Source organism: Mycobacterium vicinigordonae (genome assembly GCF_013466425.1).
Taxonomy (GTDB): Bacteria; Actinomycetota; Actinomycetes; order Mycobacteriales; family Mycobacteriaceae; genus Mycobacterium; species Mycobacterium vicinigordonae.
The window spans coordinates 4,251,016-4,274,115 of record NZ_CP059165.1; the positions used below are offsets into that span (position 1 = coordinate 4,251,016).

Annotated in this window: 20 protein-coding genes; 2 read left to right on the forward strand and 18 right to left on the reverse strand. The window is 65.9% G+C overall.

What is annotated here, in order from left to right; genetic code table 11:
* Positions 1 to 55 precede the first annotated feature (55 nt).
* Positions 56 to 889 (forward strand): SIR2 family NAD-dependent protein deacylase, encoded by an 834-nt coding sequence (locus H0P51_RS19020; protein WP_180914461.1) that lies wholly within the window; start codon positions 56 to 58, stop codon positions 887 to 889.
* On the opposite strand, the gene H0P51_RS19025 is transcribed toward H0P51_RS19020, so the two are convergent.
* Together H0P51_RS19025 and H0P51_RS19030 are read right to left on the reverse strand one after the other, a co-directional pair.
* Positions 873 to 1,046: a hypothetical protein gene (locus H0P51_RS19025; RefSeq protein ID WP_180914463.1), complete on the reverse strand. Its 174-nt coding sequence runs from the start codon at positions 1,044 to 1,046 to the stop codon at positions 873 to 875. The two genes, H0P51_RS19020 and H0P51_RS19025, sit on opposite strands and share 17 nt — an antisense overlap.
* A 185-nt stretch (positions 1,047 to 1,231) precedes the next feature.
* Positions 1,232 to 2,533, reverse strand: coding sequence for a cytochrome P450 (locus H0P51_RS19030; RefSeq protein WP_180914464.1), 1,302 nt, complete (start codon positions 2,531 to 2,533; stop codon positions 1,232 to 1,234).
* A gap of 110 nt (positions 2,534 to 2,643) precedes the next feature.
* Between H0P51_RS19030 and H0P51_RS19035 the strand changes: the two genes are divergently transcribed.
* On the forward strand, positions 2,644 to 3,288 hold the full coding sequence (locus tag H0P51_RS19035) for a TetR/AcrR family transcriptional regulator (RefSeq protein ID WP_180914465.1): 645 nt from the start codon (positions 2,644 to 2,646) through the stop codon (positions 3,286 to 3,288).
* Positions 3,289 to 3,304: 16 nt separating this feature from the next.
* Here the strand turns inward: H0P51_RS19035 and proB are convergent, their stop codons facing one another.
* The 16 genes from proB to H0P51_RS19115 all read right to left on the reverse strand — a co-directional run bounded on the left by proB (position 3,305) and on the right by H0P51_RS19115 (position 22,898).
* Positions 3,305 to 4,411 (reverse strand): glutamate 5-kinase, encoded by a 1,107-nt coding sequence (gene proB, locus H0P51_RS19040; protein ID WP_180914466.1) that lies wholly within the window; start codon positions 4,409 to 4,411, stop codon positions 3,305 to 3,307.
* On the reverse strand, positions 4,408 to 5,862 hold the full coding sequence (gene obgE, locus H0P51_RS19045; RefSeq protein ID WP_180914467.1) for a GTPase ObgE: 1,455 nt from the start codon (positions 5,860 to 5,862) through the stop codon (positions 4,408 to 4,410). The genes proB and obgE overlap by 4 nt, the downstream gene beginning before the upstream one ends.
* Positions 5,863 to 5,915: 53 nt before the next feature.
* Positions 5,916 to 6,176, reverse strand: coding sequence for a 50S ribosomal protein L27 (rpmA, locus tag H0P51_RS19050; protein ID WP_180914468.1), 261 nt, complete (start codon positions 6,174 to 6,176; stop codon positions 5,916 to 5,918).
* A 19-nt stretch (positions 6,177 to 6,195) separates the two neighbouring features.
* Positions 6,196 to 6,507 carry a 50S ribosomal protein L21 gene (rplU, locus tag H0P51_RS19055; protein ID WP_180914469.1) on the reverse strand — a complete coding sequence of 104 codons (312 nt, stop codon included), beginning with the start codon at positions 6,505 to 6,507 and terminating at the stop codon, positions 6,196 to 6,198.
* 226 nt (positions 6,508 to 6,733) lie between these two features.
* On the reverse strand, positions 6,734 to 9,673 hold the full coding sequence (rne, locus tag H0P51_RS19060; protein ID WP_180914470.1) for a ribonuclease E: 2,940 nt from the start codon (positions 9,671 to 9,673) through the stop codon (positions 6,734 to 6,736).
* A gap of 325 nt (positions 9,674 to 9,998) precedes the next feature.
* Positions 9,999 to 10,409 (reverse strand): nucleoside-diphosphate kinase, encoded by a 411-nt coding sequence (gene ndk, locus H0P51_RS19065; RefSeq protein WP_180914471.1) that lies wholly within the window; start codon positions 10,407 to 10,409, stop codon positions 9,999 to 10,001.
* A 42-nt stretch (positions 10,410 to 10,451) separates the two neighbouring features.
* Positions 10,452 to 10,832 carry a DUF4233 domain-containing protein gene (locus H0P51_RS19070; RefSeq protein ID WP_180914472.1) on the reverse strand — a complete coding sequence of 127 codons (381 nt, stop codon included), beginning with the start codon at positions 10,830 to 10,832 and terminating at the stop codon, positions 10,452 to 10,454.
* Positions 10,829 to 12,277: a bifunctional tetrahydrofolate synthase/dihydrofolate synthase gene (folC, locus tag H0P51_RS19075; protein ID WP_180914473.1), complete on the reverse strand. Its 1,449-nt coding sequence runs from the start codon at positions 12,275 to 12,277 to the stop codon at positions 10,829 to 10,831. The genes H0P51_RS19070 and folC overlap by 4 nt, the downstream gene beginning before the upstream one ends.
* Entirely contained in the window at positions 12,274 to 14,925 is a 2,652-nt protein-coding gene (locus H0P51_RS19080; RefSeq protein WP_180914474.1) for a valine--tRNA ligase, read from the reverse strand. Before H0P51_RS19080 ends, folC begins: the two co-directional genes overlap by 4 nt.
* A gap of 68 nt (positions 14,926 to 14,993) precedes the next feature.
* Positions 14,994 to 15,614, reverse strand: a complete 621-nt coding sequence (locus H0P51_RS19085) for a LysM peptidoglycan-binding domain-containing protein (RefSeq protein ID WP_180914475.1) — start codon at positions 15,612 to 15,614, stop codon at positions 14,994 to 14,996.
* Between the two features lie 132 nt (positions 15,615 to 15,746).
* Complete coding sequence (locus H0P51_RS19090; RefSeq protein ID WP_180914476.1) at positions 15,747 to 16,334, reverse strand: DUF937 domain-containing protein; 588 nt, start codon at positions 16,332 to 16,334, stop codon at positions 15,747 to 15,749.
* Between the two features lie 107 nt (positions 16,335 to 16,441).
* A complete protein-coding gene (locus H0P51_RS19095) occupies positions 16,442 to 17,698 on the reverse strand; it encodes a saccharopine dehydrogenase family protein (RefSeq protein WP_180914477.1) in 1,257 nt (418 codons plus the stop codon).
* A gap of 113 nt (positions 17,699 to 17,811) precedes the next feature.
* A complete protein-coding gene (locus H0P51_RS19100; RefSeq protein WP_180914478.1) occupies positions 17,812 to 18,396 on the reverse strand; it encodes a transglycosylase family protein in 585 nt (194 codons plus the stop codon).
* Between the two features lie 783 nt (positions 18,397 to 19,179).
* The gene (mobA, locus tag H0P51_RS19105) at positions 19,180 to 19,716 is read right to left on the reverse strand and encodes a molybdenum cofactor guanylyltransferase (RefSeq protein ID WP_180919089.1); all 537 of its coding nucleotides are present in this window, start codon (positions 19,714 to 19,716) and stop codon (positions 19,180 to 19,182) included.
* Between the two features lie 82 nt (positions 19,717 to 19,798).
* Positions 19,799 to 20,893 carry a 2-oxoacid:ferredoxin oxidoreductase subunit beta gene (locus tag H0P51_RS19110; RefSeq protein ID WP_180919090.1) on the reverse strand — a complete coding sequence of 365 codons (1,095 nt, stop codon included), beginning with the start codon at positions 20,891 to 20,893 and terminating at the stop codon, positions 19,799 to 19,801.
* 58 nt (positions 20,894 to 20,951) lie between these two features.
* On the reverse strand, positions 20,952 to 22,898 hold the full coding sequence (locus H0P51_RS19115) for a 2-oxoacid:acceptor oxidoreductase subunit alpha (RefSeq protein ID WP_180914479.1): 1,947 nt from the start codon (positions 22,896 to 22,898) through the stop codon (positions 20,952 to 20,954).
* Positions 22,899 to 23,100 lie beyond the last annotated feature (202 nt).

Sequence of the window (23,100 nt, forward strand, 5' to 3'; positions counted from 1 at the left end):
CGCGGTGGTCGCGATGCCCGAATCCCGTCCCACAAAAGTGCCTAGGCTCGGATCCATGGAGTCCCCCGAACTCATCGCAATGCTGTCCGGCCGGCGGATTGCGGTGCTCACCGGTGCAGGCATTTCCACGGACTCCGGCATACCCGATTATCGGGGGCCCGACTCGCCACCGAGCAATCCGATGACGATCGGCCAGTTCACCTCCGACCCGGTGTTCCGGCAGCGATATTGGGCGCGCAATCACGTCGGGTGGCGGCACATGGACGACACCCGGCCAAATGCGGGGCACTACGCGCTGGCCGCTCTTGAGCAGGCGGGCGTGGTCTGCGGCGTTATCACGCAGAACGTCGACCTGCTGCACACGAAGGCCGGCAGCGCCAACGTGGTGAATCTGCACGGCACCTACGCGCGGGTCGCTTGTCTGGGGTGTGGTCACACCATGAGCCGCGCGGTTCTGGCCGAGCAACTCGAGGCACTCAACCCCGGGTTCATTGAGCGGGCCGAGTCTATCGGCGGGCTGGCGGTGGCACCCGACGCGGACGCCGTGGTCGCCGAGACCGAATCGTTCCGCTATCTCGACTGCCCGGACTGCGGCGGCATGCTCAAGCCCGACATCGTTTACTTTGGCGAGAGTGTACCCAAAGATGCTGTAGCCGAGGCATATTCAGTGATCAACCGGGCCCAGGCGCTGCTGGTCGCCGGCTCGTCGCTGACGGTGTTCTCCGGCTACCGGTTCGTCCGCCACGCCGCGGCCCACGGCATCCCAGTGGGAATCGTCAACCGGGGCGTCACCCGAGGCGACGAGTTGGCCACCGTAAAAGTCGACGGCGGCTGTTCGGAGATCCTGACGCTGCTGACCGCCGAACTGATTGTCAGCGCACCTTTCTGACCTCGGCGACGAACTGCCGGCCCTGGTTGTCGACGACCTGCCAGGAGTACGGCCCGATAGCCTGCGGGTAACCCAGGTTGTGCACGGCCATCCTGGCGTCGTGCTCGTACCGGATGTTGTCGACCCGCAGTCCGTTGGATGTTGTCAGAGCCCACATGATCTTCTCCGAATCTCTTTCGTTGCGAACTGGCCTGATGGCCGGCTTCGCTGATGCGATGAGTTTTTCGGAAGTGACTGTGCGGATTCTCAACGATTTCTTGACGAGTTCTTGAAGCGAACGCCTACGCGGTCACCCGGCACAGTCACAGGCGTGCGCGACTGTACTCGGGATCGAGCCGAACTTCAGAAGGTGCAGGGCAAGCGGCGGATCGCGTGGATGAAGTTGCCGACGACGTAAGACGGCTCCCCGGATCGGATCTCGGGAACCTGGCGGAGCAACTCGCCGAACAGGGCGCGCAGTTGCGCCCTGGCCACGTGGGCGCCAAGGCAGAAGTGTACGCCGCCACCACCGAACCCCAGGTGCGGGTTGGGATTGCGACCCAGGTCCAGCCGTTCCGGGTGGTCGAACGCCTCACGGTCCCAGTTGCCGGAGGCGTAGAACATCGCCACCTTCTCGCCAGCGCGGATCTGCCGGCCGCCCAGTTCGTAATCTGTTGCGGCAGTGCGCCGGAATGTCATCACGGGGGTGGCGTAGCGGATGAATTCCTCTACGGCCGTGCCGATTCGATTGTCGAAATCCGCCTGCAGCCAGGCTTTTTGGTCGGGAAAGTCGGTCAACGCCTTCAGTGCGTGACTTGCGGTCTGGCGGGTGGTGTCGTTGCCGGCTACCGCGAGCAGCACGAAGAAGGCAGCCACATCGGCGTCGGTGAGCCGGTCGCCATCCACCTCGGCGTTTACCAGCGCGCTGAACAGGTCGTCGCCGGGCTTCTCCCGGCGTTCCGCCGCCAGCGCCCCGGCCACCTGGTGCAAATAGACCTGGTTCTGGACCAGGAGCTCGAGCGGGTTACGCCCGGCGAGGTACTCGGGGTCCGCCCAAGACACCACGGCATCGGCGGCGCTGGCTACCTGATGCTCCTCGGATGCGGGGATGCCCGCGATGTCGGACAGGGTGCGGATGGGCAGCTCTTTGGCGCAAAGGTCGACGAAGTCGGCACCGCTACCGGCGGCCCGCAACTCCTCGACGATGGTGCGGGCGTTGCGCTGGATAGACTCCTCGATACGGCGGACCTGGCGCGGGGTGAATGCGGCGCTGACCAGCTTGCGCAGCTTGGTGTGTCGCGGCGGGTCCATGGCCAGGAAGGACTGCGAGGCTTCCAGGAGTTCTTCGGGAATGTCGGCGAACATCACCCCCTTGCCGGACAGGAACACATCGTTGTTGCGGCTGACGGTGACGATGTCGGCGCGGCGGGTGACGGCCCAGTAACCGGGGTCGGCGGGATTCTCGATCAGGTCACCTTCCACGGGCGGCTGCCAGCTCACTGGGCGTTGGGCGCGCAACACGGCAAACGAGCGTTCCCGGTCGGCCGCGGTGGAGGTCCAGAACGCTTTCGACGACAAGTCGATCGTGTCGTACGGACGGGTGCTGGCATCCGCCTGGGACGAACTGTTCAACGTTTGGGACGAAATGCTCGTCGGGCTGGTCATCGGGGCGATCCTCACGTCGACTATGGCGTCGGTCACAACGGGATAGTCACGACATTATGCCTAGACATAGTGTCTAGTCAACACGTCTGCGGGTTCGATATGCTCGGGTTATGCCGACCGTGACCCGCAAATCACCGGGCAATCGCGAGCAGGGACGCCGACAGCGGCAAGAGCAGATGGAAGCCCGCCTCCTGGAAGCCACCGAACGGCTGATGCGCGACGGCACCAGCTTCACCGAGCTCAGCGTCGACCGACTGGCGACCGAGGCAGGTATTTCACGCGCCAGTTTCTACATCTACTTCGAGGACAAGGGCCACCTGCTGCGCCGGCTGGCCGGCCAGGTATTCAACGACCTGGCCAGCAACGGGCGCCGCTGGTGGGACGTCGCCTCGCGGCACAATCCCGACGACGTTCGGGCAGCGATCTCGGGGATCATCGACAGCTACCGCCGTCATCAGCCAGTACTGATCGCGCTCAACGAGGTTTCCGGCTACGACCCAGCGACCGCCCGCGCCTACCGCGACTTGTTGGGCGCTGTCATCGAGCAGGTGACCGAGGTCATCGGGCAAGGGCAGGCCGACGGCTCGATCCGCAGCAAGCTGCCCGCGGTCACCACCGCCTCTGCCCTGACCTGGATGGTCGAGCGGGCCTGCCAGCAAAACCTACCTACAAGACCGCCCGAATATGACGCCGAACTGGCCGCGACATTGGTCGAAATAATCTGGGGCGCACTGTATTTGGAGACAGCCAAATAGCTGCGCAGATGCCTGGTTACACGGCCACCAAGTCGTCGGCGTGTACGGCAGGCCGGCGCAGCTCATCGGGTAGCGCCGAGGTGGACCGGCCCATCATGGTGGCGAGTTCGGTTGCGTCATAGGCGACCACGCCGCGCGCCACCACGACGCCGTCGGGCCCGCACAATTCGACGACGTCGCCACCGAAGAACTTGCCCGACACCGCGGTAACACCCGCGGGCAACAGCGAACGACGCTGGGAGACAACCGCGCGTACCGCACCGGCGTCCAGCGCCAGCGAACCGGCGGACTCGGCCGCGTAACGCACCCAGAACCGGCGCGCCGACATCCGCTCGGCGCGCGGCGCGAACACGGTGCCCACCGAGGCGTCGGTGAGCGCGGCCGCGGCATCGGTCGCCGGGGCCAGCAGGACAGGCACCCCGGCATCGGCGGCCAGCAGCGCCGAGGACATCTTCGACGCCATCCCGCCGGTGCCCAGGTGGCTACCCTGACCCGCAACCACCCCATCCAGATCCTTCGGGCCGGTCACCTCGGGAATGAATCGGGCGCCCTTGACTTTTCGAGGATCTGCATCGTAGAGACCGTCGATGTCAGACAGCAGCACCAGCGCGTCAGCGCCCACCAGATGCGCGACCAGCGCCGAGAGTCGGTCGTTGTCGCCGAACCGGATCTCGTTGGTGGCCACCGTGTCGTTCTCGTTGACTATCGCCACCGCGTGCAGTGCGCGCAGCCGGTCCAGTGTGCGCTGGGCGTTGGTGTGCTGCACCCGCTGCGAGATATCATGCGCAGTCAGCAGCACCTGCCCCACGGTACGTCCGTACCGGGCGAACGCCGCACTCCACGAGTTGACCAACGCGACCTGCCCGACGCTGGCCGCTGCCTGCTTGGTCGCCAAATCCTTTGGCCGACGCGCCAACCCGAGTGGCTCGATACCGGCGGCGATAGCCCCCGAGGAAACGATGACCACGTCGGTGCCCGCCTTCATCCGCGTCTCGATAGCATCGGCCAGGTCGGCCAACCGACCGATGTCGAACATGCCCGACTCGGTGGTCAGTGCGGTGGTGCCCACTTTCACGACCAGACTGCGCGCAGTACGGACGGCGTCGCGGTGCGGGCTGGTCATTCGAGTTCGCCAGGTTGCGCACCGCGTTCGCGGCGCTGCCGCCGGGCCGCCTTGCGTTCGGAGGCACCGACCCGGTCGGTGCGCTCCAGCCGCGCGTCGGTACCCCGCCCGGTCAACGGAACATCAACTCCCGCAGGGGTTTGCGGCTCCCAATCGAACGTCATGTCGCCAATGGTCACCGCGCAGCCGGGCTGCGCGCCCAGACGCAGCAACTCCTCCTCGACACCAAGGCGGGCCAGCCGGTCGGCCAGGTACCCGACGGCCTCGTCGTTGTCGAAGTTGGTCTGGCCGATCCAGCGCTCGGGCCGGGTACCGGTGACCACGAATCCGCCCTGACCGTCGGGTTGCACGGTGAAACCGCTGTCGTCCACCGGAACCGGGCGGATCACCGGCCGTCGCGGCACCACTTCCGGGCGCGCCGCGTTGTACTCCGAAACCATCTGCCAGAGCCCGAAGATCAATGGCTGCAACCCTTCTCGGGTGACAGTGGACACCAGGAACACCGGCCAGCCGCGCTGCGCGATCTCGTCGCGGACGAACTCGGCCAGCTCGCGGGCCTCCGGCACGTCGATCTTGTTGAGCACCACCGCCCGTGGCCGCTCGGCCAAGTCGCCCAGCACCGCGTCCCCCTGCAGGGTGGGTGTGTAGGCGGCGAGTTCGGCTTCCAGTGCGTCGATGTCGGAGATCGGGTCGCGGGCGGGCTCGGCGGTAGCGCAGTCCACCACGTGAACCAGCACCGCGCACCGCTCGATGTGGCGCAGGAAATCCAGGCCCAGTCCGCGGCCCTGCGATGCGCCCGGGATCAGGCCCGGCACGTCGGCAACCGTGAAGGAGTTTTCGCCGGCAGAGACTACGCCGAGGTTGGGGACCAGCGTGGTGAACGGATAGTCGGCGATCTTGGGTTTGGCCGCCGAGATGACTGATACCAGCGAGGACTTGCCCGCGGAGGGGAAGCCAACCAGCCCGACGTCGGCGACGGTCTTGAGTTCCAGTGTCAGGTCACGGGCCTGCCCTGGCTCGCCCAGCAGCGCGAAGCCGGGAGCCTTGCGGGCGCGGGAGGCCAGCGCGGCGTTGCCCAGGCCACCGCGGCCGCCGGCGGCGGCCTCGAACCGCGTGCCCGTGCCGACCAGGTCGGCCAGCAGCCGGCCGTTTTCGTCCAGCACGACGGTGCCGTCGGGAACCTTGACTTCCAGGTCCGCGCCGGCGGCGCCGTCGCGGTTGTTGCCCATTCCCTGCTTGCCCGACGGCGCGGTGACGTGTGGCCGGAAATGGAAGTCCAGCAACGTGTGGACCTGCGGGTCCACGACGAAGACGATGCTGCCGCCGCGGCCGCCGTTGCCGCCATCGGGACCTCCCAGCGGCTTGAACTTCTCGCGGTGGACCGAGGCGCAGCCGTTGCCGCCGGAGCCCGCCCGCGTGTGTATGACGACCCGATCGACGAATCGAGGCATCGGGCTATCCCCTCAATCGACTACCGGCGCGCGCTCGGACACGCCTGCAGCGGTCAGTCGGCGGCGGGTCCGACGATGCTCACTGTCTTGCGGCCGCCCTTAACGCCGAACTGGACCGCCCCGGCCGCCTTGGCGAACAGGGTGTCGTCGCCGCCGCGACCGACATTGACGCCGGGATGGAACTTGGTGCCGCGCTGGCGGACCAGGATCTCGCCGGCCTTAACCACCTGGCCACCGAACCGCTTGACGCCGAGTCGCTGGGCTGCCGAATCCCGACCGTTGCGCGAGCTGGAAGCGCCCTTCTTGTGTGCCATGTCTGTCGCTCCCTACTCGCTACTTGATGCCGGTGACCTTGAGAACCGTCAGCTGCTGACGATGCCCCTGGCGCTTGTGGTAGCCGGTCTTGTTCTTGAACTTGTGGATGCGGATCTTGGGACCCTTGGTGTGCTCAAGCACCTCACCGGTGACCGCGACCTTCTCCAGTGCCTTCGCGTCGGTGGTGACATCGGCGCCGTCGACGACCAGGGCGACCGGCAGCGACACGCTCGCGCCCGGCTCGGACTCCAGCTTCTCAACCTTGACGACGTCGCCGACGGCGACCTTGTACTGCTTCCCGCCGGTCTTGACGATTGCGTAGGTCGCCATCGGTTCTCCTGCCTCTTCGTCCTCGTGCTTCGCGCGCGTGTTAACGACGGCGCGCGGTGGGTGGTCTTGTGCGGGTCCAGTTCGAGATCTGTGGCCCCGCTGTCACCGGCCAGCCTCTGCCCGGCCTGACGACAACTGTCCAAGGGTACGTGACCAGCGGCTACAGGGTCAAACCGGGTCAGTCACGCGGCGTGCTGCTGTTAGTCCTCTTTCGTGGTTTTGTGTTCTAGTCAGCGTGGATTGGCGGTCCGGCCGGGCGGCCGGCTGCGCGCCTGCGACGCGGCCCGATAACCGAGACCTGCTCGACCACCACGACGGAGGCTCGGGAGTCGTCGGACACGTCGTCATCGCCGTCGAGCTCGTCGGATTCATCGGAATCGGAATCCTCGACGTCGTCGATCTCGGCGACGTCCTCGTCGTCCTCGTCGTCCTCGTCGTCAATCTCGTCGGAGTCGTCGCCATCGTCGTCGTCATCGTCATCGTCGTCGCCATCGTCATCGTCATCGTCGTCGTCGTCGAGGTCGTCGTCGTCGACCAGATCCTCGTCGTCGAGGTCATCCTCGTCATCGGAGTCCTCGTCATCATCGGAGTCGTCGGTGTCTTCGTCGGCGTCCTCGAAGTCCGCCTCGTCGGCGTTGTCCGCAGCGACCAAGTCGGCGGCCAGCTCCTCGTCATCCGCACCAGGTGAGTCCGTTCCGGACTCGTCGGCTTCGTCGTCATCGCGCGAGGAGGCGGCCATCGCCTTGAACATCGGGTGCTCACCGGGGGCATGCACCGGCACCTTGGCCACGACGGCCTTCTCATCGTTTTCCTCGGACCGGTTCTTTTTCGACCGCCTGTTGCGCCGACTGGCGGATTCGGACTTACGTCCGGTCGCTGGCGCGGAATCGACCGGGTCGGTGTGCAGCAGAATCCCGCGGCCCGCACACTGCGGACAAGACGTCGAAAATGCCTCGATCAGACCGGTCCCCAACCGTTTGCGGGTCAACTGGACCAGTCCCAGCGACGTCACCTCCGACACCTGGTGACGGGTGCGGTCGCGGGCCAGCGCCTCGGTCAGCCGGCGCAGTACCAGGTCCCGATTGGACTCCAGCACCATGTCGATGAAGTCGATCACGATGATGCCGCCGATATCACGCAGCCGCAGTTGGCGCACGATCTCCTCGGCGGCCTCGATGTTGTTCTTGGTGACGGTTTGTTCCAGGTTGCCCCCAGACCCGGTGAACTTGCCGGTGTTGACGTCGATCACCGTCATCGCCTCGGTGCGGTCGATGACCAACGTGCCACCGGACGGCAGCCACACCTTGCGGTCCATCGCCTTGGTCAGCTGCTCGTCGATGCGGTGCACCGCGAACACGTCGGGCCCGGTCTCGCTCGCCGGCTCGTACTTGGTGAGCTTCGAAACCAGATCGGGGGCAACGGAATTGACGTATTCGTTGATCGTCGTCCAGGCTTCGTCGCCGGATACGATCAGCCCGGAGAAGTCTTCGTTGAACAAGTCCCGGATGACCTTGACCAACACATCGGGCTCTTCGTAGAGCGCCACCGCGGCACCCGCGGCCTTCTGCTTGGTCTCGGCGGCCTTGGCGTCGATCTGGTTCCAGCGTTCCTGCAGCCGGGTGACATCGCCGCGGATGTCCTCCTCTTTGACGCCCTCCGACGCGGTGCGAATGATGACCCCGGCGTTGGACGGCACCACCTCGCGCAGGATCTCCTTGAGCCGCTGGCGTTCGGTATCGGGCAGCTTGCGGCTGATCCCGGTCGACGATGCGCCCGGCACGTAGACCAGGTAGCGCCCGGCCAGCGACACCTGCGTGGTTAGTCGCGCGCCCTTATGCCCGACCGGGTCCTTGCTGACCTGAACGACGACGTAGTCGCCGGGCTTGAGCGCCTGCTCGATCTTGCGATCGGCGCCGCCCAGGCCGGCGGCCTCCCAGTTCACCTCACCCGCGTACAGCACACCGTTGCGGCCGCGGCCGATGTCGACGAACGCCGCCTCCATCGACGGCAACACGTTCTGCACGATGCCCAGGTAAATGTTGCCCACCAGCGAAGCAGAAGCAGCCGACGTCACGAAATGCTCGACCACGATGCCGTCTTCGAGCACCGCGATCTGGGTGTAGCGCGCGCCGGGGTGGGGCGGTTCGGTGCGCACCCGGTCGCGGACCACCATCACACGTTCGACGGCCTCGCGCCGGGCCAGGAATTCGGCCTCGCTCAGTACCGGCGGACGGCGCCGGCCGGCGTCGCGTCCGTCTCGGCGACGTTGGCGTTTGGCTTCCAGCCGCGTCGAGCCGTCGATGCCCTTGATCTCGCCGGAACCCGACGAGTCACCGTTGTCCGAGCCCGACTTACCGCCACGCGGTGCGCGCTCGTGCACGACGGTGTTGGGTGGGTCGTCGGGTGACGGGTTGTCGTCTCCGTCCTCGCCGCCGCCCGACTTGCGCCGCCTGCGTCGCCGACGACGACGGCTGCCACCCTCACCAGTACCGTTGTCGTCGTCGCCGTTCTCGCTGCCGTCGCCGTCGTCGCCGTCGTCGGAATCCTGGTCCTGATCGGCATCGGTGTCGTCGCCGAAACCGTCCTGGCCGCTCTGGTCCTGGTCCCCGGGCCCGTCCGGACCGCCCTGCTCGCCACGGCCGCGGCCGCGGCCGCGGCGACCCCGGCGGCGGCGCTTGTTGGCCGGGCGGTCGGCCGGATCGTCGTCGTCGGCGCCGGAGCCGTCGTCCTCGGAGCCGTCCTCCTCGGTGTCCTCCGCGATCTCCTCGGCGGGGGCAGCCACGGCGGTCCCGGCCCGCTCGGACAGCGGCTGCGGCGCGACGAAGAGCGGCATGTAGTGGGGGCGCTCGGCGGCCGGCTCGGGTGTCTCCGGCGTCTCGAGCAGCAGCCGGGACTCTGGCTCGACGGGCTCAGACTCGGCAGGCTGCGCCTCGGGTTGGGCGTCGGGTTGTGCCGCCAGCAGGTCGCGCACCCGCACCGCGTCAACCTGATCGACGCTGGAATGGGCGCTGCGGACCCGCCCGTCCAGCGCCGCCAGCGCGTCCAGCACCCGCCTGCTGGTGGTACCCAGGGTCCGTGCCAGCGAGTGGACCCTCAGGCGATCCGGCAGATCCTCGTGCTTTGTCGGCTCGGCTGATGATTCTGAAGATGGGGCACCGTCTACCACGAATTCTCCTCAAGCCCCCGGGCGCGTCGTCCTATCGACGCGGCCACGCGAGGGCTTCGCTATGAGTCCGGGTTACTTTCTCCCGGGCTTGTGATGGTCTCGCCCCGAGCAGCCCAGATCGAACCCACTCGGCGCCGTACTGAATGACGGCCCGACCCGCTGCGCCGCACCGCGGACTGGCGATGGTCGCGCTTGTCGAAGTCTTCATTCGGGTGACCGACGCCGGTTCGACGACGTTCACCCGAGAGTCAGTATCCCACACGCGGGAATGGAGTTGAGCACCCCTGAGCCGGGCACCCCGCAAACCACTACCAGCGCGGGGCTGTCAGCGGCTGGGGAACCAGAGCCCGATCTCGCGCTCGGCCGATTCGGCCGAATCGGAACCGTGCACCAGGTTGTACTGCGTCTGAAGGCCGAAATCTCCCCGGATGGTGCCGGGTGTGGCCTTGTCCACCGGGTCCGTGCCGCCGGCGAGTTGCCGGAACGCGGCGATCGCCCGCGGGCCCTCCACCACGGCAGCCACCACCGGTCCCGACGTGATGAACTCCAGCAACGACCCGAAGAACGGCTTGCCGCTGTGCTCGGCGTAATGCTGGCGGGCCAGCTCGTCGCCGACCATCCGCAATTCCAAAGCCGCGATGGTGAGACCTTTGCGCTCAATGCGGCTGAGAATCTCGCCGGTCAACTGGCGTTGCACGCCGTCGGGCTTGATCAGTACCAGGGTCCGTTCGGTCACGCTGGCTAACAGTAGAGGTCCGACGGGCCGCACCCAAACCGGCTACTGACCAGGCGGCCGTTCCTGGCGCCGCCGGACCTCGGCCCGCAGATAGGCGATCAGCGCCCATACCGCGGCGAACAGCACCCCGATGAACCCCACCGCCGGATACACCAGAAAGCCGGCGACCAGCGGCAACTGTACTCCCAGATTGACCCAGATCGCCCACGGTTTGCGCTGAACACCGGCCAACGCCACCAATACCACTGCCAGCCCGATCAGATAGCTCAGCGAACCCGCACCCAGGCCGCCGCCAACCACCCCGACCACCGGTATCGCCAGCAGCACCACGATCGCCTCGAGAATGAGCGTGCCCGCCATCACCCCGGCGAAGCTCTTCCACGGGTCGGGGACGGCGTTGGTCGGCGTCGGCTGCTCGGTCATGCCGGATCACGTCCGAACAGGGTGCGGGCCACGCCGGCGGTGACTACCGAGCCGGTGATGACGATCCCGGCCCCGGAAAATGTCTCGCCCACTAGCTCTTCTTCCAAAGCCGCGGCGTCCACCAGCGCGGTCGCTGAGTCGATGGCCTCGCGCATGTTCTCGGCGGTGATCACCCGGTCCGGCCCGAATCGCTGCTGTGCCGCCAGCGCCAACCCCTCGACGTCGAGTGCCCGCGGCGACCCGTTGTGGGTCACCACGACCGAGTCGAACACCGGTTCCAACGCGGCCAAGATGCCGTCGACGTCCTTATCGGCCATCACGCTGAGGACTCCGACCAGAGTCCGGAAGTCGAACTCGTCGGTGAGCGTCTGCGCCAGCGCGGCGGCACCGGCGGGATTGTGCGCGGCATCGATGAAAACCGTTGGGGCGCTGCGCATCCTCTCCATCCGCCCGGGACTGGCGACGGCGGCAAAGCCGGCCCGCACGGCGTCGACGTCAAGTTGGCGCTGGGACCCCGCGCCGAAGAATGCCTCGACCGCGGCCAGCGCCACCGCCGCGTTGTGCGCCTGGTGCTCCCCGTGCAGCGGCAGGTAGATCTCGGAGTACACCCCACCCAGGCCCTGCAGTTCGAGCACCTGACCACCGATCGCGACCTGCCGCCCCAGCACCGCGAACTCCGAATCCTCCCGGGCCACAGCGGCGTCGGCGCGCACCGTTTGGCTCAGCAGCACCTCCATCGCCTCGGGCTGCTGCCGCCCGATCACCGCGACGGTGTCAGGCGCGCCCTCAGGCGCCCTGGTGATGATGCCCGCCTTCTCCCCCGCGATCGCGGCGATGTCATGGCCGAGGTACTCCACGTGGTCGACGCTGATCGGGGTAACGACGGCAACCGGCGCATTGATGACGTTGGTGGCGTCCCACCGTCCACCCATCCCGACCTCGACGACGGCGACATCTACGGGCGCGTCCGCGAAGGCCGCGAACGCCATCGCAGTGAGCACCTCGAATTTGCTCATGCGAGGCCCGCCGATGGCCTCCGACTGTTGGTCGATCATCTGCACGAACGGCTCGATCTCCTGGTACGTCGCCACGTAGCGCGCCGGACTGATCGGCTTGCCGTCGATCGAGATGCGCTCGACCGCGGCCTGCAGGTGCGGGCTGGTGCTGCGCCCGGTGCGCATCTGCAGGGCGGTGAGCAGCGCGTCGACCATCCGGGCCACCGAGGTCTTGCCGTTGGTGCCAGCGATGTGGATCGACGGGTAGCTCAACTGTGGCGAGCCGAGTAGGTCCATCAGCGCGCTGATCCGGGTCAGGCTCGGCTCGATCTTGGTTTCCGGCCAGCGCTGGTCCAGCAGGTGTTCGACCTGGAGCAGCGAGGCGATCTCGTCCGGCGTGGGCGGGACATCGGTGGCCTGCTCGGACCAGTCGGAAGATTCGGAATTCACTGCAGCGCAGCCAGTCTCGCGGCGATCCGGTCCGACTCCTCCTGCGCCAGCTGCTGACGACCGCGGATCTTGGCGACGACAGCTTCGGGAGCCTTGGCCAGAAAGTCCGCGTTGGCTAGCTTGGCCGCGGTGGCGGCCAGCTCTTTTTGCGCCGCGGCCAAATCCTTTTCCAGCCGCCGGCGTTCGGCAGCCACGTCGATGGTGCCCGAGGTGTCGAGCTCGACGACTACGGTCGCGGCGCTCAGCCGCACTTCCAGCGACACCGACGCCTCGAAGTCGCCGCCAGGCGCGGTGAGCCAGGCCAGCGATGTCACGGCGGGCACCTGCGCCGCCAGATCCGCGTCGTCCACCCCGCTCAGTCGGGCGGGCACCTTCTGCCGGTCGGCCAGGCCCTGATCACTGCGGAACCGGCGGATCTCGGTGACCAGCTTCTGCATGTCGGTGATGCGTTGAGCCGCAACAGGATCCAAAATGATCCCGGATGGCTTGGGCCAGTCGGCGACCACCAGCGATTCCTGCCCGGTGAGAGCCTGCCAGAGCGCCTCGGTGATGAACGGGATCACCGGATGCAGCAGCCGCAACAACGCGTCCAGGCCGGCGGCCAGCACCGCTGTCGTGTGGGTCAGCCCCTGGGCAATTTGAGTCTTGGCCAATTCGACATACCAGTCACAGAATTCGTCCCAGGCGAAGTGATACAGCGACTCACACGCCCTGCTGAACTCGTAGCTGTCGAAAGCCGAATCCACTTCGGCCCGAACCTCTTCCAGCCGGCCCAAGATCCAGCGGTCGGCGTCGGTGAGCTGTTCCAGCGGCGGCAACGGAGCCAGCGCAGCGCCGTTCATTAGCGCGTAGCGGGTCGCGTTGAACAGCTTGGTGCCAAAGTTGCGGGACGCCCGGACGGCATCCTCGCCGATGGCCAGGTCGCCGCCGGGGTTGGCGCCGCGAGCCAAAGTGAACCGCAACGCGTCGGCGCCGTACTTGTCCATCCAGTCCAGTGGATCGATGACGTTGCCCTTGGACTTGCTCATCTTGCGGCCGAACTCGTCGCGGATCAGGCCGTGCAGGAACACGTCGGTGAACGGCACCTGCGGACCACGCGCACCGTCCAGGGTGATGGCGTCGTCACCTCCGACATAGGTACCGAACATCATCATTCTGGCCACCCAGAAGAACAGGATGTCGTATCCGGTGACCAGAACGCTTGTGGGATAGAACTTTTCCAGTTCCCGGGTTTCGGACGGCCAGCCCAGAGTGGAAAACGGCCACAGCGCCGAAGAGAACCAGGTGTCCAGCACGTCGGGGTCCTGCTCCCAACCGTCCGGAGGGGTGTCGTCGGGACCGACGCACACCATCTCGCCGTTGGGCCCGTACCAGATAGGGATGCGATGACCCCACCACAGCTGACGTGAGATGCACCAGTCGTGCATGTCGTCGACCCACGCGAACCACCGTGGTTCCAAACTGGCGGGGTGAATCACCGTGTCGCCGTTGCGAACCGCGTCGCCGGCTGCCTTGGCCATCGACTCCACCCGCACCCACCACTGCAGTGAGAGTCGCGGCTCGATTGGTTCCCCGCTGCGCTCGGAGTGCCCGACGCTATGGAGGTAGGGCCGCTTCTCTTCGATCACTCGGCCTTGGGCTGCCAGTGCCTCACGCACCGCAACCCGGGCCTCGAAGCGGTCCAAACCGTCGAATTGCGTGCCGGTGTCGGCGATGCGGCCCTTGGTGTCCATAATCGAGGGCATCGGCAGCTGGTGGCGCAGTCCGATCTCAAAGTCGTTCGGGTCATGAGCTGGCGTGACTTTGACCGCACCGGTACCGAATTCGGGGTCGACATGTTCGTCGGCGACCACGATCATGTCGCGGTCGACGAACGGGTGCGGCAGCCTGGTCCCGACCAGATGCCGGTAGCGCTCGTCGTCCGGGTGCACCGCGATCCCGGTGTCGCCCAGCATGGTTTCCACCCGGGTGGTGGCGACCACGATATGCGGTTGGGAGTCGTCGAGCGAGCCGTACCGGAACGACACCAGCTCGCCTTCGACGTCTTGGTAGTTGACCTCGAGGTCGGATATCGCGGTCTGTAGCACCGGTGACCAGTTGACCAGGCGCTCGGCCTGATAGATCAATCCGGCGTCGTAGAGGCGTTTGAAGATTGTCCGCACCGCCCGCGACAGGCCTTCGTCCATGGTGAACCGGTCGCGACTCCAGTCGACCCCGTCGCCCAGCCGGCGCATCTGGCCGCCGATCGCGCCGCCGGACTCACGCTTCCAGTCCCACACCTTCTCGACGAACAACTCGCGGCCAAAGTCTTCTTTGGTCTTGCCGTCGACGGCGAGTTGCTTTTCCACCACGCTTTGGGTCGCGATACCGGCATGGTCCATGCCGGGTTGCCACAACACCTCGTAACCCTGCATGCGCTTTCGCCGAGTCAGTGCGTCCATCATCGTGTGCTCCAGCGCGTGACCCATGTGCAGGGTGCCGGTCACATTGGGCGGCGGCAGGACGATCGAGTACGCCGGCTTGGTGCTGTCCGGGTCAGCGGTGAAGTAGCCGCCATCGAGCCACTTCTGATAGATCGCACCCTCCATCGCGGCCGGATCCCACGACTTGGGCAGCTGGTCGTCGGCGGGGCGGGAACTGGCGGTCACCGGTCAATTCTAGGAACCGCCAGCCACGCCACCGTCTATGGCCCTGAATTCGCAGCGCAAACGCCCGATTACGGAATCGTGAGCTCCTGGCCGGGGTGAATCAGGTCCGGGTTGGGGATGCCGCTGGCATCGGCGATCACCTGGTACTTGCTGCCGTCTCCGTAGAAACGCTCTGCGATGGCCCACAAGGTGTCGCCGGACTCCACGGTGTAGGTCCGCGCGGCGGGCGGGGCCGGCTCGGCCGGCTCTTCGGCTACCGCTGCCGACACCTCTTCGGCCGGTGCGCTGTCATCGGCGCTCTTGTCATCGACGGCGGCGGACGCGGCTTCGGCGTTCGGGTTGGGCGGCGGAGGCGCGTCGGTTTCGGTCTTGGTGGACCATGCGGCACCGTCACCGGAGTAGAGCACCAGGTTGCGGTCGTCCTGCAGAACCAGCCTGACGTTCTTCTTGCCCTTGGTGTCGCTGTGCCATACCGGCTTGTCTGCCGTGTAGAGCACGAAGTTTCCGTCCCGCTGCACCTCGGCCCGCACCACCTCCTGCCCGTTGGTCCCAGTGGACCACAGCGGCTTGCCCCACGAGGCGAGCACCAGGTTGCCGTCGTCCTGCAGGGTAAGGGTGTACGCCCCGTTGTTCGAAACCAGCGACTCCCCCCGCACCAGTTTCTGTCCCTCGGTGAGTGTGTCTGACATGACTATTCCCTCTCAATCTCCGTTAGCCGGTCAACATCAACCGTCGTACCCAACACCCCTGAACTCGAAAACTACTGACCTCGAGACGGCTCAGACATGATTCCGATCCACGCAATTCTTTTGCCGCGCTGGCTATTTCTTGCCGCCGAGCAGGCCGCCCAGGATGTCGCCCAGACCGCCACCCTTGGATCCCAGCACACTGCCGAGGATGCCGCCGAGCGACTTGTCGTTACCGCCGCCGAGGATATTGCCCAAAATGTCGCCCAGCCCGCCGCCGGACGTGCGCTGCTGCGCGGCAGTGGTCTCCGCCGCGCCGCCGGAGCCGAGCTGTTTTCCTATGTACGCCAACACAATTGGGAGTATGACGGGCAACAGTTGCTTGATCAGATCGCTATTGCCCGCTCCGCCGCTGGCCAGTGCAGCCGCGACCTGATCGGTGTCCTTACCACCGAACAGCGTTGCGACGGCCTGATGTCCGTCTGCTTCGTCCACCTGGTCCACCCCGCCGCCGGCATCGAGCAATCCCCGGGCGGCGTGGCCGCTAGCAGCGGACTCGATCTTGCTGGCGTTCTCGGGATCCGCTGAGTTGTGCTGCAATCCGCTCAACAGCACCGGCACCAGCGTGTGAACCGCCTTGTCCACCTCGCCTTGGTCTGCACCAAGCTTGGACGCGATGTCCGAGGTCGGAATCTGCGCGTACAAGTCATCGAGCCCGGGCATTGGCTATCCACCTTCGTTGCGGTTAGGTAACGGCGAGTCCCTTACGACACTAGACTCGCGCGATCTGGTTCGACACCCCTAGACGCAGCGCAACTCGAACCCGCGCGTCAATTTAACCGTTCGGTCTGCAGCGATATACCCGCGCTTGGGAGCCGCGCCAGTAACGCGTCACCCATCGCGGCGGCCGGGGTCAGCACACCACGCAACTCGGAGAGCGCTTCCCGGTCTTTGGCCAGGGCCAGACCACACTCGCCCAATATCACCGAAGTGGCCTTGTAACCGGGGTCGCCGCGTTGTTCGATGCGCGTCACGTAGCGCGCTCCGGTCGTCGTGGTCGTGTACGTCTCGACCCTGTAGAACCCGCTCTCGCGTGTCTTTTCACTGGGCCCGCTGCCGGCCTTGGGCAGGACACGCTCCAGCAGGCTTTGCGGCACCCGATTCATAATGCGGCTGCCCACGCCCAGGAGAGCGGCGGAAAATCCCGTCATAGCAACGGAGGCGACCGGAGCAAGCGGTGACGAGCCCATGCTCATGGTTTCGGTGTAGCGGAATCTGCGGCCATAAGCCCAATCCATCAGCGCGTTGCTACGTCGCACGATTCGAGTGTTGGAGGGTGCCATCCCAAAAGCGCCCATCCATAGACCTGCCAGTTCAGGTGCAATTTGACTACCTCGACGCAAGGTGAGGTCGGGTTGCGCGCCGAGCTCCGGCTCGGCCGCGCGGTCGGTACTGAGGGTGTAGGGATCGGCCAACTGACGCCGTACATCGGGATCACTCGATGCGGTGCGCATCATCTCGACCGCCGTGGCAATGGTTCCCCCGGAAGCACCGCCCCGTAATGCCCGAACCACGAAGTTGGTGTCCGTCAGCTCCCCCGCACCCTCGGCGCGCGCGGCGCGAAAGAGTGCGTATACGGACAAATCAGACGGCACCGAATCGAAGCCGCAGGCGTGCACGATGCGTGCACCGTTGTCGGCGGCCTGCTTGTGATAAAGGTCGATGCAGTCGCGGATGAAGTTCGGCTCGCCGGTTAAGTCCGCGTAATCGGTGCCAGCGGCCGCACAGGCTGCCACCAGCGGCAGGCCATAGCGGGCGTAGGGCCCGACGGTGGTGATGACGACCTGGGTGCGGGCGGCCATCTCGTCCAGTGTGGACGGCGATGTGGCGTCCGCGGACACCAGCGGCCAGGACCGGGCGGACTCCCCCAGACTCTCGCGAACCGCCTTGAGCTTGTCGCTCGACCTGCCGGCCAACGCGATTCGTGCGTCGCCGCCGGCGCGGGCGAGATATTCAGCGGTCAACTTCCCCACGAAGCTCGTTGCGCCGTAGAGGACGATGTCGAATTCGCGCGTTGTTTGAGTCACTCGCCCGACGCTACTCGCGCCCGCACGAGCGGGGGTACGGCCCCGGAAACGACAAAGTGCCGGGCTGCGCAGCCCGGCACTTGTCGCGCGCGATGAGCGCTATTGATCCTTGATCAGCCTCGACGGCCGCAGACCGGCCACGCGCCGATGCCCTGCGAGTGCAGCACGTTCTCGGCCACCCGGATCTGCTCCTCACGGCTGGCGCCGGACGGGGAGCCCGATCCGCCGTTGGCATGCCAGGTGCTCGGGGTGAACTGCAGGCCACCGGAGTAGCCGTTGCCGGTGCTGATAGCCCAGTTACCACCGGACTCGCACTGCGCGATCGCGTCCCAGTTCACGCTGTAGGCGCGGACCGGAGCGGGCGCGGGGACCTCGTCGACCGGGGGTGCGTCGGGCGCCGGCTGGCCCGGGTCGAAGCCCGCGTTCTCCATGGCCGGAGGCGCGTCAGGCGCAGGCGGGGCGTCCGGCGCAGGCGGAGCGTCCGGGGCGGGCGGTGCGTCCGGAGCCGGCTGGCTCGGGTCGAAGCCCGCATTCTCGGGGGCCGGCGGCGCATCGGGTGCCGGGGCGCCGGGGTCGAAGCCGGGGGCGACATTGGGGTCGACGCCCGGGACATCCGCATGAGCGATGCCGGAGGTCGGCACGGTCACCAGAGTCCCTGTAATCGCGGCGACGATGAGCGTCTTGCGGACGTGCTTCAAGCTTGTTCCTTTCGTTGCGCGCGCGCCGAAGACAGCCCACGGTGGTGGGTTGAGGTGGTACTTGGTGCGTCAATAGGACGCTGACTAGCTTCGGGGCGTGCCGTCTCGTTCCGGCACGACAGCGGAGGACTGGTCCGTCCAGGTTGGCTGGAAGCCATCACCCACTGGGCTGGCCCCGCTTTCGGGTGCCATACCCAGTTCCGCTCACACGCGTATCCGTGGATTCAATTTTCGGTTTGTTACGACCCGCTTTCGGGCTAGATGGACCGTACGATAACGATTTGGATTCGTCATCTCGGCTCAGTGGAGATGTCGGATCGATTACGGGGGGATCACAAGCCGGCAAACGAATGGTTCCCGCAGGTCAGCCAGACGTTTCGGTGTACGGGCGATCCTTTGTCGCAGAAGCCTTTTCGTGAGCCGAATCACGCAGAGATTGTGAGCTGGGCCACGGGGTTTCATGTCCGACACGTGGCTAATCGCGGCGCAGCCATTCGACTACAAGTGATCTGCCCCACACAGGGCTCCAAAGTCGAACACCGGATTCCAGTCGTCACACCCGAGGCGCGAAATACCGAATACCGAGCGCAGCAACACCTTCCGGCACCATCCGACACGGCGTGTCACCCGCACCAGCCATTCGCGAAGCGCAGGAATTCGACGTCTCGAATTCTGAAAAATATTGCTAGACAATGCTTCAGCGGATTCAGAGCATCGCCCCGAATACGCGCGACATCGAAATGCATTGCAAATTAATGCGATATGTGCAATACCGGTATAACGCTAGCGACCAGACCGCGCCGGAGCGAGCAAATCGTCCTCGGTGTTTACGTTGGCCAACACCCCTGAGGACGCCAGCACTATCTGCTGAGAGTCCGACGCGTCGATCAGCGCACGCATGCTCCGCTTGCCGGACGTGACTAGCTTATCTATCCGCTCGGCCAGATCCGTCCGATACACCGCAGCCAGGTAGTGGCTGCGACCATCCCAGGGCATTACCACTTCGGCATCGGTCTCCACCGCCAAGCGCAACAGATCATCGATCAAATCAGCTGTGAGAGAGGGCATGTCGACCGCAGCGATAAACGCCCACCGGGCCCCGGCGGCCGCGGCTGCGCGCAGTCCGCGCCCGGCGGCGGGCAATGGCCCCAGCCCCCGCACCTCGTCGCGCAGGATTGTAGCCGACAGTGTCGGCAACGGTTGCCCGGGAGCTGCCACCACGTAGACAGGCGAACAGCGTTGGCTTACCACGTCAACAACGTGCTCGACCAGCGTGCCTGTCCCGCCTGGAACGGGCAGGGTGGCCTTGTCACGGCCCATGCGTCGCGATTCACCGCCGGCGAGCACTATTCCGGCGAGTGCGCCAATCGGTGCAGCCCCGTCAGTCACCTGCGCGCCCACCTCAGTCCACGGTCCAGGTGTCGCGGCCCCGCAGTAACGACTGCAGCGCCGCCTGGTCGGACGCGCTGGCGTCCTGCGCGGCTTGAACCTGGGCGCGGGCCGCGTCGTCGTAGGTGGGCCGGCTGATGTCCCGGAAGATGCCCGTCACCATGTGATCGAGGTTCTGATCCGACAGTCGCGACAACGCGAACGCGTAGGCCGAGTCGTCATCGTGTGCGTCGTGCACGACGATCTCCTCCGCCGCCACATCCGCAGTCTTGGCCACGTCGAGGCCGAATCCCGCCTTCACCACGCAATATTCACCGTCCGCGCCGAAGACGATCGGTTCGCCGTGGCTCACCCGGATCAGCCGGTCTTCGGAGCCCTCCTTGCGCAGCGCGTCGAAGGAGCCGTCGTTAAAAATCGGGCAGTCCTGCATGATCTCGACCAGTGCCGCGCCACGGTGCTGGGCCGCGGCGCGCAACACCTCAGTGAGGCCCGCGCGGTCGGAATCCAGCGCACGGCCGACGAACGTCGCCTCGGCGCCCAGGGCCAGCGAGACCGGGTTGAAGGGATGGTCCAGCGAACCCATCGGCGTCGACTTGGTGATCTTTCCGACTTCCGAGGTCGGCGAGTACTGACCTTTGGTCAGGCCGTAGATCCGGTTGTTGAACAACAAAATGGTGATGTTCACGTTGCGGCGCAACGCGTGGATCAGGTGGTTACCACCGATCGATAACGCATCGCCGTCGCCGGTGACCACCCAAACCGACAGATCCTCCCGGGCCAGCGCCAATCCGGTCGCGATGGCCGGGGCACGGCCGTGGATGGAGTGGAAGCCGTATGTCTCCAGGTAGTACGGGAACCGGCTGGAACACCCGATTCCGCTGATGAACACAATGTTCTCGCGGCGCAGCCCCAGTTCCGGCAGGAAGTTGCGGATGGTGTTGAGGATGACGTAGTCGCCGCACCCCGGGCACCACCGCACCTCTTGGTCGCTGGTGAAGTCCTTGCCCTTCTGCGGCTGGTCCGTGACGGGCACGCCATCGTGCTTGGTCGGCCGATGGCTGGTCGTCGACTCGGTCAAACCCAGATCAGTGCCGGCCAAATTGCTCATCACGTTTGTCACGAGCGCCGCTCCTCCTTGTCGCTTCGCTCTGGGCTGGTCACGCGGGTCATCCGTCCACACCCGCTCCGACCGTGGCTGCCGCCAACCGGGCAACCATCGCCTTATCTTGTTCGATCTCGGCCAGCGTCCCGCCCAGCGCGGCGCGGATGATCCGGCCCACTTCGTCGGCCAGGAACGACAGGCCATGCACCTTGCTGACCGACTGCACGTCGACCAGATACTTCGCCCGCAACAGCATCGCCAACTGGCCGAGGTTCATCTCCGGACAGACCACCTGCGGGTAGCGCCGCAGCACGGCGCCGAGGTTGGCGGGGAACGGGTTCAAGTAACGCAGGTGGGCGTGGGCGACCTTGATGCCCTTGCGACGCGCACGCCGGCAGGCTTCGCCGATCGGCCCGTAGGAACTGCCCCAGCCGATCAGCAGCAACTCGGCATCGTTGGTGGGGTCGTCGACTTCGAGGTCCGGGATGCTGATGCCGTCGATCTTGGCCTGACGAATCCGCACCATGAGGTCGTGGTTGACCGGCTCGTAAGAGATGGCACCCGAGCCGTTGGCGGCTTCCAGACCACCGATGCGGTGTTCCAGACCGGGTGTTCCGGGCACCGCGAATTGCCGGGCCAGCGTCTCCGGGTCGCGGGCATACGGCTGGAACGGCTCGCCCGGGATAGCGAACTTGTGCATGATCGGCGGAAACGAGCTGATATCCGGAATGCGCCACGGCTCAGAGCCGTTGGCGATCGCGCCGTCGGACAGCACGATCACCGGAGTGTGGTAGGACACCGCGATGCGCACCGCCTCGATGGCGGTTTCGAAACAGTCCGACGGCGACCGCGGTGCAACCACCGCGACCGGGGATTCGCCGTTGCGCCCGAACAGGGCCTGCAACAGGTCGGCCTGCTCGGTCTTGGTGGGCAGACCCGTCGACGGGCCGCCGCGCTGCACGTCGATGACGATCAAAGGCAGCTCGGTCATCACAGCCAGACCCAGGGCTTCCGACTTCAGTGAGACACCTGGACCCGATGTGCTGGTGACGCCCAGTGCACCACCGTAGGACGCCCCGATGGCCGAGCAGATACCGCCGATCTCGTCCTCGGCCTGGAAGGTGATGACGTTGAAGTTCTTGTGCTTGGACAGCTCGTGCAGGATGTCCGACGCCGGGGTGATCGGGTAACTGCCCAGCATCACCTGCTTGTCGGCCAGTTGGCCGGCGGCAACGATGCCGTAGGCCATCGCGGTATTGCCCGAAATTTGCCGGTACTCACCAGCGGGCAGCGAAGCCTTGGACACCTCGTAGGTAGTGCCGAAAGCCTCGGTGGTTTCGCCGTAATTCCACCCGGCCTTGAGCGCCAACACGTTGGCCTCGGCGACCTCGGGCTTGCGCACGAACTTCTCTCGAATGAAGTTCTCACTGGTCTGAATCGGTCGCCCGTACATCCACGACAACAGTCCCAGCGCAAACATGTTCTTCGCGCGCTGGCCATCTTTTTTCGTCGCGCCGATCGCCTCGACGGCCCCCAGCGTCAGAGTGGTCATCGGCACGGCGTGGACGACGTATTCCTCGAGTTCGTCGGTGTCCAGCGGGTTGGTCACGTAACCGACTTTCGTCAGGTTGCGCTTGGTGAATTCGTCGGAATTCGCGATCACCATCCCGCCGCGCGGCAGGTCGCCGAGATTCGCTTTGAGCGCCGCCGGGTTCATCGCCACCAGCACGTCGGGACGATCACCGGCGGTGAGGATGTCGTAGTCGGCAATCTGAATCTGGAAGGAGGAGACCCCGGGCAGTGTCCCTGCGGGGGCCCGGATCTCGGCCGGATAGTTCGGTTGCGTAGCGAGGTCATTGCCGAAAAGCGCGGCCTCCGAGGTGAATCGATCGCCGGTAAGCTGCATGCCGTCGCCGGAGTCACCCGCGAATCGGATGACTACGTTTTCCAGTCGCTGCCTAACAGATCCGTTATGAGACTCAGTTCCGGCACCATTGCCGTTCGGATCCACGTCTCCGCCTCCCATAGGTACCGGATAGGCACTCCGCTGCAGCTTGTAGATTACGCGCGCCGAAGTGCAATACCGTCATCACGTTTTTGGTGTCACTGCAAGTACCAATTATGACACTTCTCTAAGGATGTCTGGTCAACTCCACGTCGCTATTACCGGCGAGTATGCAGGCAAAAGCACATGTCAGGGTGGCGGCGGCGGG